Below are 13,893 nucleotides of genomic sequence, written 5' to 3' on the forward strand. Positions count from 1 at the left end.
CATCCTGAAAAGGAAAGAGAACAGGGAATGCTATTTCTTTTTAAAGTAAAGGGAAGAGGTTATCAGACTATGGACAGAGTGAATAAAATTATTCAGATGCTGGAAAATGGCCAACATAATGAAGCTCTAATTGAATATAATGTTGTATTAACAAAAGGAAAGCCTGAAGAGAAATTTCTTCTAAGTGAGGAATTATTTCAATTAGGATTTCTGGAGGAAGCCAAGGCTCTTGCTGAAAACTTGCTTGAAACTTATCCAGAAGAAGGGGAAATACTTGTTCTATTGGGTGAAATTCTCGTTGAGGCTGGGGAAGAAGAAGCTGCTATTCTTGTTCTAGAAAAAATATCTGAACATGATGTGCATTTTGGACAATCATTGCTTCTTCTGGCAGATCTCTATCAAATACAAGGGCTTTACGAAGTTTGCGAAAGCAAATTACTAAAAGCAAAAGAAGTATTGCCAAATGAGATCGTGATTGATTTTGCTATGGGAGAACTTTACAGCGAGCAAGGTGAAGTAACTAAGGCAATGAATGCATATGAAAGCGTTTTAAAGGAAGTCGTCGAAATGGCGGGAGTTAATATTCATCAAAGAATCGCTGACCTTTTAAGTTCTTCAGGAGCATTTGAAGAAGCTTTGCCTTATTATGACAAAGCATTGGAAGAAAAACTTGAAATTAATACTTTATTCGGCTATGCTTTTACCGCGCTACAGGCAGGCTACAATCGTACAGCTATTGAAAAGTTTACTGAGCTGAAAGAACTTGATCCAGAATACCACTCACTATATTTACATCTTGCTAAGGCTTACGAGCGGGAAGAAGATTTAGAGAACAGCTTGAAAACAATTCAAGAGGGGATCAGGGAAGATCAATTTAACAAGGAACTATTTTTCTACGGTGGAAAGATCGCGTTAAAACTCGGGATTACAGAAGAAGCAGAAAAGTCCTTTCGCGAGTCACTTGCCCTCGACCCTGGATTCACTGATGCGGCTCTAACATTGAGTAGTTTGTTTATTCAGGAGGAACGGTATGAAGATGTACTTGACCTCATTTCACAACTTGACATTATTGAGGATGAGGAGCCGCAACTTCTGTGGGATGCAGCAGTAGCTTATCATCAACTTGAGGATTTTTCGCAAGCATTAGACAAATATGAAGTTGCATATACTTTCTTAAAACAAAATCCAGACTTTTTATCAGATTATGGATATTTTTTAATTGAAGAAGGAAAAACCGACCGTGCTGCCGAAATTTTTAAACAGTTACTTGTGGAGGATCCAACCAATTCCGAGTACTTAGACACACTTGAAAGATTAACCGATTTGAATCATTAAAAAGCTGAATATGCAGAGGAGGGAAACATTATGGCAACCCCTGTTTCTGTCAACGAGAAAAAGGATTTTATTCGCTGGTTTTTAAATCACTATCAACTAAAAAGAAGAGAATGCGTTTGGATTCTAAATTATTTAATGAGTCATGATCAGCTAATGGAAAAAGTTCATTTTGTTGAACAGGCGCAATATTGCCCGCGTGGTTTAATCATGTCAACTCATTGTGTTGATAAGGTTCCATTCCGTTTTTATAAAGAAAACGTGATGACGACAGACGCTGAAAAATCCTTTCATGATATTCGCCTAAATCGGGAAGAAGACATCTATATACAATTAAACTTTCATGCTTCAAATCAGGCACATCAATACGTAGCTGTTCTGGAAGAGAATCCATATGTCCCTAAACATCTGCAAGTAAATGAGAAAGATGGAATAGTAGCTGAACAGCTATTGCAGCACAGTATTGAACGTTTTCAGCGTGAAAAACTCCTTCAATTAATTGATGAAGCCCTTGATCAACAGGACCGACAAGCATTTGAAATGCTAACGGAGAAACTGAATCGTCTTATTAAGTCAGAACAAGAAGGAAGTTTGCGCTAAGCAAACTTCTTTTGACTTTTTTAAATTAGATCTCTCATTTGTTTATTAATTCAGGAGATAATGATATTATTGGGATAGATTTCAAAAGGCTGGTGCAAATATGAAGTGGATTTCGCAAGACATTGATACGTATTTAGGTGCAAAAGAGTATGTTGATACTGCTGTCATACCTTTATACCCGGTGGCTTTAGGAGAAGATATGCAATTATCTGCTGAAGCAGCAGAATTTATCACATTACTTACAGGTTATTTAGAAAAACAATTCACTGGCAGAGTTTTATTGTTCCCTCCGATTACATACTTAAAAAACGGACAAGATCAACCCCCTTTAACTTCCCTGGAAAATTGGGAGAAAAGCATCCAAAGTGCAGATTTCAAACATATATTTTACATTACGAGTGATATAAATTGGCGTGAGTTTGAAAAGGATTTAGCTGGTACACTATTATGGCTCCCATCCGTTCCCATGCAGCATATGAATGACTCACAAAAAATGAAAACGATTGAAAGCCATGTAAAGCAGCTATTATCGGTTTTTACACGCAAGTGGCATGAAATAGATTAAAAATAAGTGATATTAAATGTATTTAAAATAGTATGATATTGACCTAACCTAAAGATTGATATATCATTGTTATGTCCTAGTTTTATAAGTGTTTAATATTGTCCGATGGACTTACTTCGTGAATAAAGGGGGGGATAAGCATGAGTAAGGAGCGCGTTTCAAGAAGACAGTTTTTGAGCTATACGTTGACAGGGGTAGGCGGTTTCATGGCTGCCGGAATGTTAATGCCAATGGTTAGGTTTGCTGTTGATCCTGTGTTAAAAGCTGAAGGCGGCGGAGAATTCATTGCTACTAAACAGAAGGTTTCTGAATTGACCGATAAGCCTGTAAGGGTTGATTTTACCTTTAAGCAAAAGGATGCTTGGTATGAGTCAGAAGTAACAAGTACTGCGTGGGTTTATCGAGATAAAGATTCAGACAAAATCGTAGCCCTATCACCCGTTTGTAAACATCTGGGCTGTACAGTTAACTGGAATACAAATAAGGATTTTCCTAATCAATTCTTCTGTCCATGCCATTTCGGACGTTACACCAAGGATGGAACAAACATTAAAGGTACACCGCCACTGGCGCCACTTGATGTATATCCGTATAAAGAAAAAGATGGATACCTTTATCTAGGAAAAGCAGCACCACGGAAGGAGGCGTAATCATTGTTAAACAAAATTTACGATTGGGTAGATGAACGTTTAGATATTACGCCTTTGTGGCGAGATATCGCAGACCATGAGGTACCGGAGCATGTTAATCCGGCGCATCATTTTTCCGCTTTTGTATATTGCTTTGGAGGTTTAACGTTCTTTGTAACAGTTATTCAAATTCTTTCCGGTATGTTTTTAACTATGTACTATGTACCGGATATTAAAAATGCTTGGGAATCTGTTTATTATCTCCAGAACCAAGTGGCATTTGGACAAATAGTCCGCGGCATGCATCACTGGGGAGCAAGTTTAGTCCTTGTAATGATGTTCTTACATACATTACGCGTATTTTTTCAAGGTGCTTACAAAAAACCTCGTGAACTAAACTGGGTTGTAGGAGTTCTGATCTTCTTCGTTATGCTTGGATTAGGTTTCACTGGGTATTTATTACCTTGGGATATGAAAGCGCTGTTTGCAACAAAGGTTGGTCTTCAAATTGCTGAGTCCACTCCTTTTATCGGTTCGTATGTAAAAGTGTTGCTTGCAGGTCACGAACATATTGTTGGGGCTCAAACACTAACTCGATTCTTTGCCATTCACGTATTCTTCTTGCCTGGGGTACTGATGGGCTTAATGGCAGCACACTTTATCATGATTCGTAGACAAGGTATTTCCGGACCACTATGATTTTAACTTTGATTAAAAAGTGAATATAAACGGATAAAGGAGGGGGATTGCTCGATGCATCGCGGTAAAGGTATGAAGTTCGTTGGTGATTCTCGCGTTTTGGCGCCAGAAGCACGTACACCAAAGCTTCCGAAAGATTACTCGGAATACCCTGGCAAAACAGAAGCGTTCTGGCCTAACTTCCTTTTGAAAGAATGGATGGTAGGGGCAGTTTTTCTTGTAGGCTTTTTATGCTTGACTGTTGCACATCCGGCTCCGCTCGAACGGATTGCGGATCCGACTGATACAGGATATATTCCATTACCTGACTGGTATTTCTTATTCTTGTACCAATTATTAAAATATACTTATGCTTCTGGACCATACAATGTTATTGGTGCCATGATTATTCCTGGTCTGGCATTTGGAGGTTTATTATTAGCTCCGTTTATTGACAGAGGTCCTGAACGCCGACCGTCTAGACGCCCGTTGGCAACTGGTTTTATGCTGTTAGCTTTAGCGGCTATTACATTCTTAACATGGCAATCTGTTGCTACCCATGACTGGAAAGCAGCTGAACGTCAAGGGAAAATTGTTGCCAAGGTAGATATTGATAAAACCAGCGATGGCTACCAAATTGCTAAAGAAAATACCTGTATCACTTGTCACGGTGAAAATTTCCAAGGTGGTGCCGGTGCCCCAACATTAATTGGAACTGGTTTAAAACCTGAAGAAATTCAAAAAATAGCTAAAAACGGTAAAGGCAAAATGCCTGCTGGAGTCTTTAAAGGCAATGATGAACAGCTTAAAAAGCTTTCAGAGTTCATTTCTGGTCTTGGAAGTAAATAATTATTACCTAAACAAAAGCTGACGACAATCGCGTCAGCTTTTTTATTAAGAGCCTATTAAATAAATAGATGAAATGGGGAGTTTGTGTGCGGTGGCTTTATCCTATTTTGGCCAATAGATCAATCCTCAAACTTTTATTAGTTATTAACATTGCAGGCACTATTTACGGATATTATTGGTACGGTTGGCAGTTGAAAAATACTCCGACTATATTTCTGCCTTTTGTCCCTGACAGCCCAACAGCAAGTTTATTCTTTTGCTTGGCTTTGGTTGCATTCTTATGGGGAAAAAATTGGCCCATAATAGAAGCCTTGGCGATTGTTACGCTTTTTAAATATGGAATTTGGGCTGTGGTCATGAACCTTTTTGTTATGGTCGTACAAGGCGGCCTCGAATGGCAAGGGTATATGCTGATATTCTCCCATTTTGCCATGGCGGTGGAAGGAGTTTTATATGCCCCTTTCTATCGGATAAAATGGTGGCATTTAATCGTTACGGCTATATGGACCTTACATAACGATATCATTGACTATGTTTTTTTTATGATGCCGAGCTACCAAATGTTAAATAAATATATTCCAGAAATAGGCTATTTCACATTCTGGCTTTCAATCGCTTCAATCGGAATTGCCTACTATTTTGCTTTACGCCCAAATAGATTTAAATTGGAAATTTAATAACTCATAGTGCAAAATTTGGTCTAACCTTGTCCAACCCTTCATACATTTTAATAGTAATGAAAGGAGGGACAAGAATTGAAAAATAAATGGTTCCTTTTGGTTGCCATTATTTTATTATTTCTTCCAAATACAACTTATGCTGAACAACAAACTCCTATGGAGAAGCTGGATGATATATCTGATGAGGCTCTGCAGATGGTAAAGTTTCATAGATATGATGATGCGAAAAAATTGCTTGATTACTTTTCTGTTCAATTTAACAGTGTGAGTGGGGCTATACATCCATTAACGGTAGATGAGGTAAGAATTGTAAATTCTTCCCGTGATGAAGCGATGGAAGCCGCAGTAAGTCCTGATATGAGACATGAAGAAAGAATCAATAAACTCACCAAATTCAGACTGGTAATAGATGCTATTTCTACTAGTCACCAACCATTATGGACGGAAATGGAAGAGCAAGTTATGACTGCCTTCCATCAGGCAAAAGAATCCGCCAAAACTGGAGATTCAGCGCATTTTCATTCCAATTTTAACACCTTTTTATCCTTATACAACGTCATTTATCCAAGTATGAAAATTGATGTGCCGGTAGAAAATATTCAAAGATTAGATGCTCGAATCAAATTTATTGATGAATATCGTTCCCAGATTCTTCATGATAGTGAAGGTCAACGGGAATTGGACAAGCTTGACAGTGATTTACAGAACTTGTTTACAAATGTGGAGGATGATGAAGCAGATCCTTCCATTTGGTGGGTTATCATTTCAACTGGCAGTATTATCATCATGACTTTATCCTACGTCGGATGGAGAAAATATCAAGGTGAAAAGGATACAAAATTGAACCGTTCCAGAGAGCATAAAGATTGACGCAGTAAGTGGGCTTTACTAAAATGATAGGCATCAAGAGCTAGATAGGAGAGGTTCCAACATGTTATATATAATCTATTTTGCCATCATTGTTCTCATTCCAATTTGGGCTCAAATGCGAGTTAAAAATACATTTGCAAAATATTCCCGTGTGGCTTCGTTGAGTTACCGCAGAGGTGCAGAAGTTGCCAGGGAAATTTTAAATGCAAATGGATTATATGATGTTGGCGTTGAAGAAGGACATGGATTCTTAAGTGATCATTATGATCCACGTACTAAGACAGTTCGTCTTTCCCCAGAGAATTATCACGGTCAATCTATTGCTGCTGCAGCGGTGGCAGCACATGAATGTGGACATGCTATCCAAGATGCTCAAGAATATGCATTTTTACGTTTTCGCCATGCTATGGTTCCAATTGCCAATATTGGTTCGAATTTTTCTTGGATCCTTATCTTTATTGGAATTTTAGCCCATATTAGTGGCATGTTGCTACTTGGGATCATTTTCATGGCGGCAGCAGTCCTGTTCCAAATTATTACACTACCTGTAGAATTTAATGCCTCCAGCAGGGCGATGGATCAGGTAGTATCACTTGGATTAATCAGTAACAATGAGGAAAGAGAAGCAAGAAAAGTTTTAAATGCCGCTGCGCTTACTTATGTAGCAGCTGCTGCAGTTGCTGTTCTGGAACTATTAAGATTGGTGTTAATATTTACTGGAATGAATCGAGATGAGGATTAAATAAAAAGCAATGTCCATGACGACATTGCTTTTTTGGTGAAAGAAAAGTTAGCTATTCTATTAGACATAAGTACAACTGTGGCTTTTTCTTAGCCCGATGGTTCGCTAAATCAAGAATCTTCTAATCGATAATTGGCATTTTATTTTCATCCAAAGTAAATCCCTCTCCATGGACATCATGGACGATGGAGATCGATATAAAAGCATGAGGATCTACTGAGGTAATAGTATTCTTTAACCTCATGATTTCATTTTTTGCAACCACACAATACAGTACATCACGTTCACTTTTTGTGTAAGAACCGTATCCCTTTAATGCAGTAACTCCCCGTCCCATTTCTTCCAAGATTTTATCGGCAATTCTCTCATTCTTTTCTGAAATAATCATGGCACCGCGCGCAGAATAGGCCCCTTCCTGAATGAAGTCAATAACTCTTGCACCAACAAACACAGCTACCAGTGTGTACATAGCTTGTTTGTAATTTAAATAGGTAATGAGTGAAAGAGCAATAACACATGCATCAAACATGAACATCGTTTTCCCCATATTCCAACCTATGTATTTCTGAACAAGTCTGGCAATAATGTCAACCCCGCCGGTGGTTCCACCATATCTAAAAATGATACCTAAGCCAATACCCGTAAATACACCTGCAAAAAGAGCTGCTAGTGTTAAATCACTTGTTAAAGGCATATCGATTGGATAACGTTGAAAGATCCAAAGGAAAATGGAAACACCGACAGTTCCTATAATGGTATAAATAAATAAATTGCGACCTAACAGTTTCCAGCCTATAAAAAATAGAGGAATATTTAGGATTAAGTTCGTATAGGATGGGTCCCAATGAAACAAGAAATACAAAAGTAAAGTAATACCAGTGAACCCGCCCTCAGCCAGCTTATTTTGCATATTAAAAGTTACCAGACCAAATGACATAATTGCCGTTCCTAAAAGGATAAAGGCTATATTTTTTATTTTAAGACCAAATATCATTCATATTCCTCCCTTGCCAACATTTTCAAAGATTGGCGGTTTTTATTATATCGAATAAACGGATGAAGAGCAATGACAGTCAGAGGATGTTATTGAAAATCAAAAACATTTGTAAAAAGCTCATAATTTAGCTAACATGATAGTAGAAAAAATTCAATAATAACGGTATTGGTGGTGAATTGGTTGAGTAAGCAAAAATCAATGAAGGATCTTCAATTAGAAGTAGATCAATACATAAGCCAATTTAAAGAAGGGTATTTTAGTCCTTTAGCAATGCTTGCTAGGTTAACAGAGGAATTGGGAGAATTAGCGAGAGAGGTGAACCATTATTACGGAGAAAAACCTAAAAAAACAAGTGAAACGTCAAAAACCATTGAGGAAGAACTTGGGGATCTTCTATTTGTGTTAATCTGTTTTGCTAACTCCCAAAATATAGATCTACAAAAGGCGCATGATGCGGTCATGCATAAATTTAATACACGGGATAAAAACCGTTGGACGAGAATAAATCAGGATAATATGGAGTGATTTAAATGGTGAATATTAGAATTATCATTGCCGGTCCCCGAGGGAGAATGGGTAGAGAAGCGGTTCAGCTCGTTGCCAATACTGAACATTTTTCACTAGTTGCAGCCGTGGACCATAAACATGACGGGATCATGTTAAGTGATTTAGAAGGGTTTCATTCGATACATAATGTCCCAGTTTATACCGATATTGAAAAATGTTTTCAAGAGGTTGAGGCAGATGTATTAATTGATCTGACGACACCGGAATCAGGAATGTATCATACATCAACTGCTTTAAAATATAATGTCAGACCTGTAGTAGGAACAACTGGATTTACAAAAGAACAGCTGGCAGAATTGGAACGGATTTGCCTTGAAAAAGAGCTTGGTTGTATTATTGCCCCAAACTTCGCAATTGGTGCCGTTTTAATGATGAAATTTTCACAAATGGCTGCTAAATATTTCAACGATGTTGAAATAATCGAGTTACACCATGATCAAAAACTGGATGCACCATCCGGGACAGCTGTTAAAACGGCCGAAATGATTTCGGCTGTCAGAGAATCAAAAACGCAAGGGCATCCACATGAAAAGGAAACCATTAAAGGGGCTCGGGGCGCGGAATTTGATGGCATGCACATTCATTCTGTTCGATTGCCAGGTTTAATTGCTCATCAACAAGTTCTATTTGGGTCAGATGGACAAACCTTGACTATCCGTCATGATTCTTACCATCGTGGATCCTTTATGTCAGGTGTAAAAGTTGCTGTTGAAACAGTCATGAAACAAAATCAATTTGTGTATGGCCTTGAAAATATTTTAGGGTAGGGGAGACCAATTATGAATATTGCGTTAATCGCTCATGATCAAAAGAAAAATGATTTAGTACAATTCGCTACAGCTTATCAACATATTTTTGCTAAGCATCAATTATTTGCAACTGGAACTACCGGCACGCGAATAAATGAGGCAACCGGATTACCGATTACCCGATTTAAATCAGGACCGCTTGGTGGAGATCAAGAAATTGGAGCGATGATAGCAAAGGATCAAATGGATGCGATTTTCTTTTTCCGTGATCCATTAACTGCTCAGCCACATGAACCTGATGTTACGGCTCTAGTAAGATTATGTGATGTTTATTCCATTCCTTTGGCAACCAATATGGGGACAGCTGAATTATTAATTAGAGGGCTAGATCAAGGACTGCTGGACTGGAGAAAAATTGTACACGAAAATGGTGAAGGAAAATGAGTGAAAGGCTGCATATTTTGGCATTTGGCGCCCATGCTGATGATGTGGAAATCGGCATGGCTGGCACGATTGCCAAGCTTGCTTCCGATGGATATAAAATTGGAATATGTGATTTAACGTTTGCGGATCTTTCGTCCAATGGCAATGTTACTCTCAGAAAACAAGAGGCAAATCTTGCAGCTGAACTTTTAGGGGTTTCTTATCGGAATTCTCTCGGACTTCCAGATCGGGGATTATATCTCAATGATGAATACATAAGCAAAATAGCGGATGAAATAAGAAAACATCGACCAAAAATTGTCTTCGCCCCATATTTTGAGGATAGGCATCCGGATCATGGAAACTGTGCTCGGCTTGTTGAGGAGGCCGTTTTTTCTGCTGGGATTAGAAAATATACGACAAAACAGTGTAATCAGCCTCATAAAGTGGAGAGAATTTATTTTTATATGATAAATGGATATCATCAGCCGGATTTTACCATAGATATTACGGAGAACATGGATCAGAAACTAGCAGCCTTAAGAGCATACAAAAGCCAATTTGAAGTAACGGAGGAAAGTGTCGATACTCCTCTTGTAAATGGGTACATAGAAACAGTAGAAGCAAGGGAAAGAATGTTTGGAAAGCTTGTTGGTGTTCAATTTGCGGAGGGCTTCAAAACAAAGATTCCGATTCTGTTAAAGCATGATTTGATTGGAGAGTAAATATGAGGAAGTTAAAAATCGGAATAACCTGTTATCCATCTGTAGGCGGATCTGGAGTGATCGCTACTGAGCTAGGAAAAATGTTGGCAGAAAAGGGGCATGAAATCCATTTTATTACCTCAAGCATCCCTTTTCGGTTAAATAAAATCTATCATAATATTTATTTCCACCAAGTAGAAGTGAATCCTTATTCTGTTTTTCAATATCCCCCGTATGATATTGCATTGGCCAGTAAAATGGCAGAAGTGGCAACTCGTGAAAAGCTGGACATCCTTCATGTTCATTATGCGATTCCCCATGCGGTATGCGCCATTTTAGCTAAACAAATGGCCGGCAGAGATGTAAAAATAGTTACAACTTTACATGGCACGGATATAACTGTATTGGGTTATGACCCATCCCTGGCAGATGCCATTAAATTTGGTATTGAAAAATCAGACATCGTCACAGGGGTTTCAAACTCACTGGTTCAACAAACCTACGAGCTCATCCACCCGGAAAAACAAATTGAAACAGTCTATAATTTTATAGACGAGCGAATTTATCGAAAAACTAATTCTGATCACTTACGGACGGAATTTGGCATAAAGGATGACGAAAAGGTTATCATCCATGTTTCTAACTTCAGGGCGGTCAAACGGGTACAGGATGTCGTAAAATCCTTTGCCAGAATTGCATCAGAAATGCCAGCAAAGCTTCTACTTGTAGGGGACGGCCCGGAAATGACAGTGGTTTGTAAATTGGTTAAACAGTTGGCACTTGAGGATCAGGTTATGTTCCTTGGAAAGCAGGAAAATTTAGAGGAATTATATTCCATTAGTGACCTAAAGCTCCTATTATCAGAAAAAGAAAGTTTTGGTTTAGTAGTTTTAGAAGCAATGGCTTGTGGTGTTCCTTGCATTGGAACGAATATAGGCGGTATTCCGGAAGTCATCCAACAAGGGGAAACTGGATTTCTTTGCGAGGTGGGCGATATTGATGAGATTGCTGAGAAATCAATAGCCTTATTATCTGATGAAAAAAAACACAAGCAATTTTCAATGCGCTCTGTGGAAGCCGTAAATACAACCTTTAAAGCGGAAAAAATTGTTGAACAATATGAAGAGCTTTATTTTAAGCTACTGAATTAGGTGAAGATATGAAGGAACCCTTTTTATCAGCAGTACCGGTATTAGAGAAGTTAGTTGAAGCTGGTTTCGAGGCTTATTTTGTCGGTGGATCTGTAAGGGATTACTTATTAAATAAACAAATTAGTGATGTAGATATTGCCACATCTGCTACCCCGGAAGAGGTAAAAAGAATTTTTCGGAAAACAGTGGATGTGGGAATCGAACATGGTACGGTACTCGTTTTACATAATCAAAAATCTTATGAGATCACCACGTTTAGAACGGAAGGAGAATATGTTGATTTTCGCAGGCCAAAGGAAGTCGCTTTTATCCGTAATTTAAAGGAGGATCTGCAGCGAAGAGATTTTACGATGAACGCTATGGCGATGGACCGCTTTGGAACGATTTTTGATCCTTATAAAGGCCAAGACGCCATTAAAGCACAATTGATTAAAACAGTTGGTCCGTCTCAAGATCGCTTCCATGAAGACGCGTTAAGAATGATGCGTGCAGTCCGATTTGCCAGCCAGTTATCCTTCCGAATTGATGTGGAAACACTTGAAGCACTGTCAAAATACAATTATTTGCTGGATAAAATTGCCGTTGAACGGAAACGTACTGAGTTTGAAAAGTTGCTTATCGGGCAAAACAGAAGACAAGCATTGAAAATCCTTCTAGACTCTAGTTTATATAAATATTTACCTGGACTCCAAAATCAAAAACACTTGATAGAAAGCATGATTTCTTATAAAAGTGAAACCCTCAATTTATCAGAAATGTGGGTTTTATTACTCCATTGTTTAAAAGTGCCTGAAAATCAAATAGATACATTCTTAAGAGAGTGGCGTTTATCTATTAAGGAAGTCAAGGAAATTTCCCATATTTTCAGGTTCTTTACGCTGAGACTACAAAAGAAATGGGCTGTTTATGATTTATATCTAGCAGGTGGCAATACAATCATGTCTGTTGAAAGGCTTTATTCAGTTATTCTAGGCAGCGAAAATCATAATTCCATTGACTTTTGGCTTAAAAGATATCAGGAATTGCCTATTAAAGAACGTTCAGAACTTAAGGTGACAGGTAATGATTTGTTGACTTGGTTTAATCGCAAAGGCGGACCGTGGGTCAAGGAGACTCTCGAAAAGGTGGAAACGGGGATTTTGGAAGGAAACGTGTTAAATGATTACCAAAGAATTAAGGAGTGGCTTATGACGTGCAGTCAGAAATAAGAAAAAAACTGCTTGATGCTTTTACAGAGACAGGTGAATCTTTCCTTTCTGGTCAATATTTGGCGGAGCTGATCGGCTGCTCAAGAACAGCAGTTTGGAAGCATATTGAGGAATTGCGTAAAGAGGGCTTTGAATTAGAAGCAGTAAGAAAAAAAGGCTATCGAATAGTTAAAACGCCCGAAAGGATTACTGCTGATGAAATTCGGTTAGGGTTAGTTACAGAGTTCATCGGTAAAAACATTTATTATCAAGAAACGGTGGATTCTACCCAAAAAATTGCAAACCAACTTGCTAGTTCTGATTCACCAGAAGGCACGGTGGTGATTGCAGAGGAACAAAAATCCGGGAAAGGCAGAATGAATCGAAAATGGCATTCTCCCAAGTATACCGGTATTTGGATGAGCCTCATTTTGAGACCCAATATTCAGCTAATAAAAGCACCCCAATTAACCTTGCTAACAGCAGTCGCGATCGTTCAGGCAATCGAAGAGACCACTGGCATAGTCCCAGAAATAAAATGGCCCAATGATTTATTAGTTAACGGAAAAAAAATAACTGGAATTCTTACGGAACTCCAGGCAGAAGCAGACCGGATTCATTCTATCATCATTGGAATGGGTATAAATGTAAATCAAAAGAAAGAGGATTTTCCTGAAGATATTCAAAAAATTGCCAGTTCTCTCTATATAGAGAAGGGTGAAACAGTCTCGCGGGCAAATTTAATCAGAAATATATGTAAGCATTTTGAAAAACTGTATATCATCTATTTGAATCAAGGCTTTTTGCCGATTAAAATCTTATGGGAAAGTTATGCCGTCAGTATCGGAAGAACAATCAGAGCGAGAACGATTACCAATGTGATTGAAGGAAAAGCCCTCGGAATTACCGATGAAGGTGTCTTAAAACTAGAAGACTCCTCCGGAACCATCCATCACGTATATTCCGCGGATATTGAGCTTTAAATAAACTAAAACCTAAACCAAATAATCGTCAGAACTACCATAGTTTTATTACGAAAATAGTATTTGAATGATTAAAAAACTTTAATCTAAAAAACATTTTACTTCAGACCGCTATGAGAAGATTTAAGCATCAAGTGTTCGAAGAAGCTCTAACTTCGGCCAGCAAAGCGGAAATCCAGGCCACAGG

At 38.3% G+C, this 13,893-nt stretch carries 17 protein-coding genes; 16 read left to right on the forward strand and 1 reads right to left on the reverse strand.

All coding sequences use genetic code 11. The annotated features are described in order from the left end of the window. Window positions 1-69: 69 nt before the first annotated feature. From ACI3K6_RS00335 to ACI3K6_RS00375, 9 genes are all read left to right on the forward strand, one after another. Window positions 70-1,335, forward strand: coding sequence for a tetratricopeptide repeat protein (locus tag ACI3K6_RS00335; RefSeq protein WP_435553241.1), 1,266 nt, complete (start codon window positions 70-72; stop codon window positions 1,333-1,335). Between the two features lie 30 nt (window positions 1,336-1,365). Next, window positions 1,366-1,932, forward strand: a complete 567-nt coding sequence (locus ACI3K6_RS00340; RefSeq protein WP_335479777.1) for a ReoY family proteolytic degradation factor — start codon at window positions 1,366-1,368, stop codon at window positions 1,930-1,932. A 100-nt stretch (window positions 1,933-2,032) separates the two neighbouring features. After that, the gene (locus tag ACI3K6_RS00345; RefSeq protein WP_335479775.1) at window positions 2,033-2,497 is read left to right on the forward strand and encodes a YpiF family protein; all 465 of its coding nucleotides are present in this window, start codon (window positions 2,033-2,035) and stop codon (window positions 2,495-2,497) included. A 140-nt stretch (window positions 2,498-2,637) separates the two neighbouring features. Further along, a complete protein-coding gene (locus tag ACI3K6_RS00350) occupies window positions 2,638-3,147 on the forward strand; it encodes a ubiquinol-cytochrome c reductase iron-sulfur subunit (protein WP_335479773.1) in 510 nt (169 codons plus the stop codon). Window positions 3,148-3,150: 3 nt separating this feature from the next. Further along, window positions 3,151-3,825: a menaquinol-cytochrome c reductase cytochrome b subunit gene (qcrB, locus tag ACI3K6_RS00355; protein WP_335479771.1), complete on the forward strand. Its 675-nt coding sequence runs from the start codon at window positions 3,151-3,153 to the stop codon at window positions 3,823-3,825. A gap of 54 nt (window positions 3,826-3,879) precedes the next feature. Further along, on the forward strand, window positions 3,880-4,653 hold the full coding sequence (locus ACI3K6_RS00360) for a menaquinol-cytochrome c reductase cytochrome b/c subunit (RefSeq protein WP_335479769.1): 774 nt from the start codon (window positions 3,880-3,882) through the stop codon (window positions 4,651-4,653). 86 nt (window positions 4,654-4,739) lie between these two features. Then, window positions 4,740-5,330, forward strand: a complete 591-nt coding sequence (gene lhaT, locus ACI3K6_RS00365; protein ID WP_435553242.1) for a lipoprotein heptaprenylglyceryl N-acetyltransferase LhaT — start codon at window positions 4,740-4,742, stop codon at window positions 5,328-5,330. 78 nt (window positions 5,331-5,408) lie between these two features. Then, window positions 5,409-6,203 (forward strand): sporulation protein YpjB, encoded by a 795-nt coding sequence (ypjB, locus tag ACI3K6_RS00370; RefSeq protein ID WP_435553243.1) that lies wholly within the window; start codon window positions 5,409-5,411, stop codon window positions 6,201-6,203. Between the two features lie 61 nt (window positions 6,204-6,264). After that, window positions 6,265-6,945, forward strand: a complete 681-nt coding sequence (locus tag ACI3K6_RS00375; protein ID WP_435553244.1) for a zinc metallopeptidase — start codon at window positions 6,265-6,267, stop codon at window positions 6,943-6,945. Window positions 6,946-7,066: 121 nt separating this feature from the next. Here ACI3K6_RS00375 and ACI3K6_RS00380 read toward each other — a convergent pair whose 3' ends face one another. Next, complete coding sequence (locus tag ACI3K6_RS00380; RefSeq protein WP_435553245.1) at window positions 7,067-7,939, reverse strand: YitT family protein; 873 nt, start codon at window positions 7,937-7,939, stop codon at window positions 7,067-7,069. A gap of 201 nt (window positions 7,940-8,140) precedes the next feature. On the opposite strand from ACI3K6_RS00380, the gene ACI3K6_RS00385 reads away from it, so the two are divergent. The 7 genes from ACI3K6_RS00385 to ACI3K6_RS00415 are packed head-to-tail and all read left to right on the forward strand — an operon-like array spanning window position 8,141 to window position 13,706. After that, entirely contained in the window at window positions 8,141-8,467 is a 327-nt protein-coding gene (locus tag ACI3K6_RS00385; RefSeq protein WP_435553254.1) for a nucleotide pyrophosphohydrolase, read from the forward strand. Window positions 8,468-8,472: 5 nt separating this feature from the next. Beyond that, window positions 8,473-9,276: a 4-hydroxy-tetrahydrodipicolinate reductase gene (gene dapB / locus ACI3K6_RS00390; RefSeq protein ID WP_335479758.1), complete on the forward strand. Its 804-nt coding sequence runs from the start codon at window positions 8,473-8,475 to the stop codon at window positions 9,274-9,276. Between the two features lie 12 nt (window positions 9,277-9,288). Beyond that, entirely contained in the window at window positions 9,289-9,702 is a 414-nt protein-coding gene (gene mgsA, locus ACI3K6_RS00395) for a methylglyoxal synthase (protein WP_335479756.1), read from the forward strand. Then, window positions 9,699-10,406: a bacillithiol biosynthesis deacetylase BshB1 gene (bshB1, locus tag ACI3K6_RS00400; protein WP_435553246.1), complete on the forward strand. Its 708-nt coding sequence runs from the start codon at window positions 9,699-9,701 to the stop codon at window positions 10,404-10,406. The genes mgsA and bshB1 overlap by 4 nt, the downstream gene beginning before the upstream one ends. Window positions 10,407-10,408: 2 nt before the next feature. Beyond that, window positions 10,409-11,536: an N-acetyl-alpha-D-glucosaminyl L-malate synthase BshA gene (gene bshA, locus ACI3K6_RS00405; RefSeq protein ID WP_435553247.1), complete on the forward strand. Its 1,128-nt coding sequence runs from the start codon at window positions 10,409-10,411 to the stop codon at window positions 11,534-11,536. An 8-nt stretch (window positions 11,537-11,544) separates the two neighbouring features. After that, window positions 11,545-12,744 carry a CCA tRNA nucleotidyltransferase gene (locus ACI3K6_RS00410; protein ID WP_435553248.1) on the forward strand — a complete coding sequence of 400 codons (1,200 nt, stop codon included), beginning with the start codon at window positions 11,545-11,547 and terminating at the stop codon, window positions 12,742-12,744. Next, window positions 12,729-13,706, forward strand: coding sequence for a biotin--[acetyl-CoA-carboxylase] ligase (locus ACI3K6_RS00415; RefSeq protein ID WP_435553249.1), 978 nt, complete (start codon window positions 12,729-12,731; stop codon window positions 13,704-13,706). Before ACI3K6_RS00410 ends, ACI3K6_RS00415 begins: the two co-directional genes overlap by 16 nt. Window positions 13,707-13,893 lie beyond the last annotated feature (187 nt).

It is taken from the genome of Neobacillus solisequens, assembly GCF_051233465.1.
Classification (GTDB): Bacteria; Bacillota; Bacilli; order Bacillales; family Cytobacillaceae; genus Neobacillus.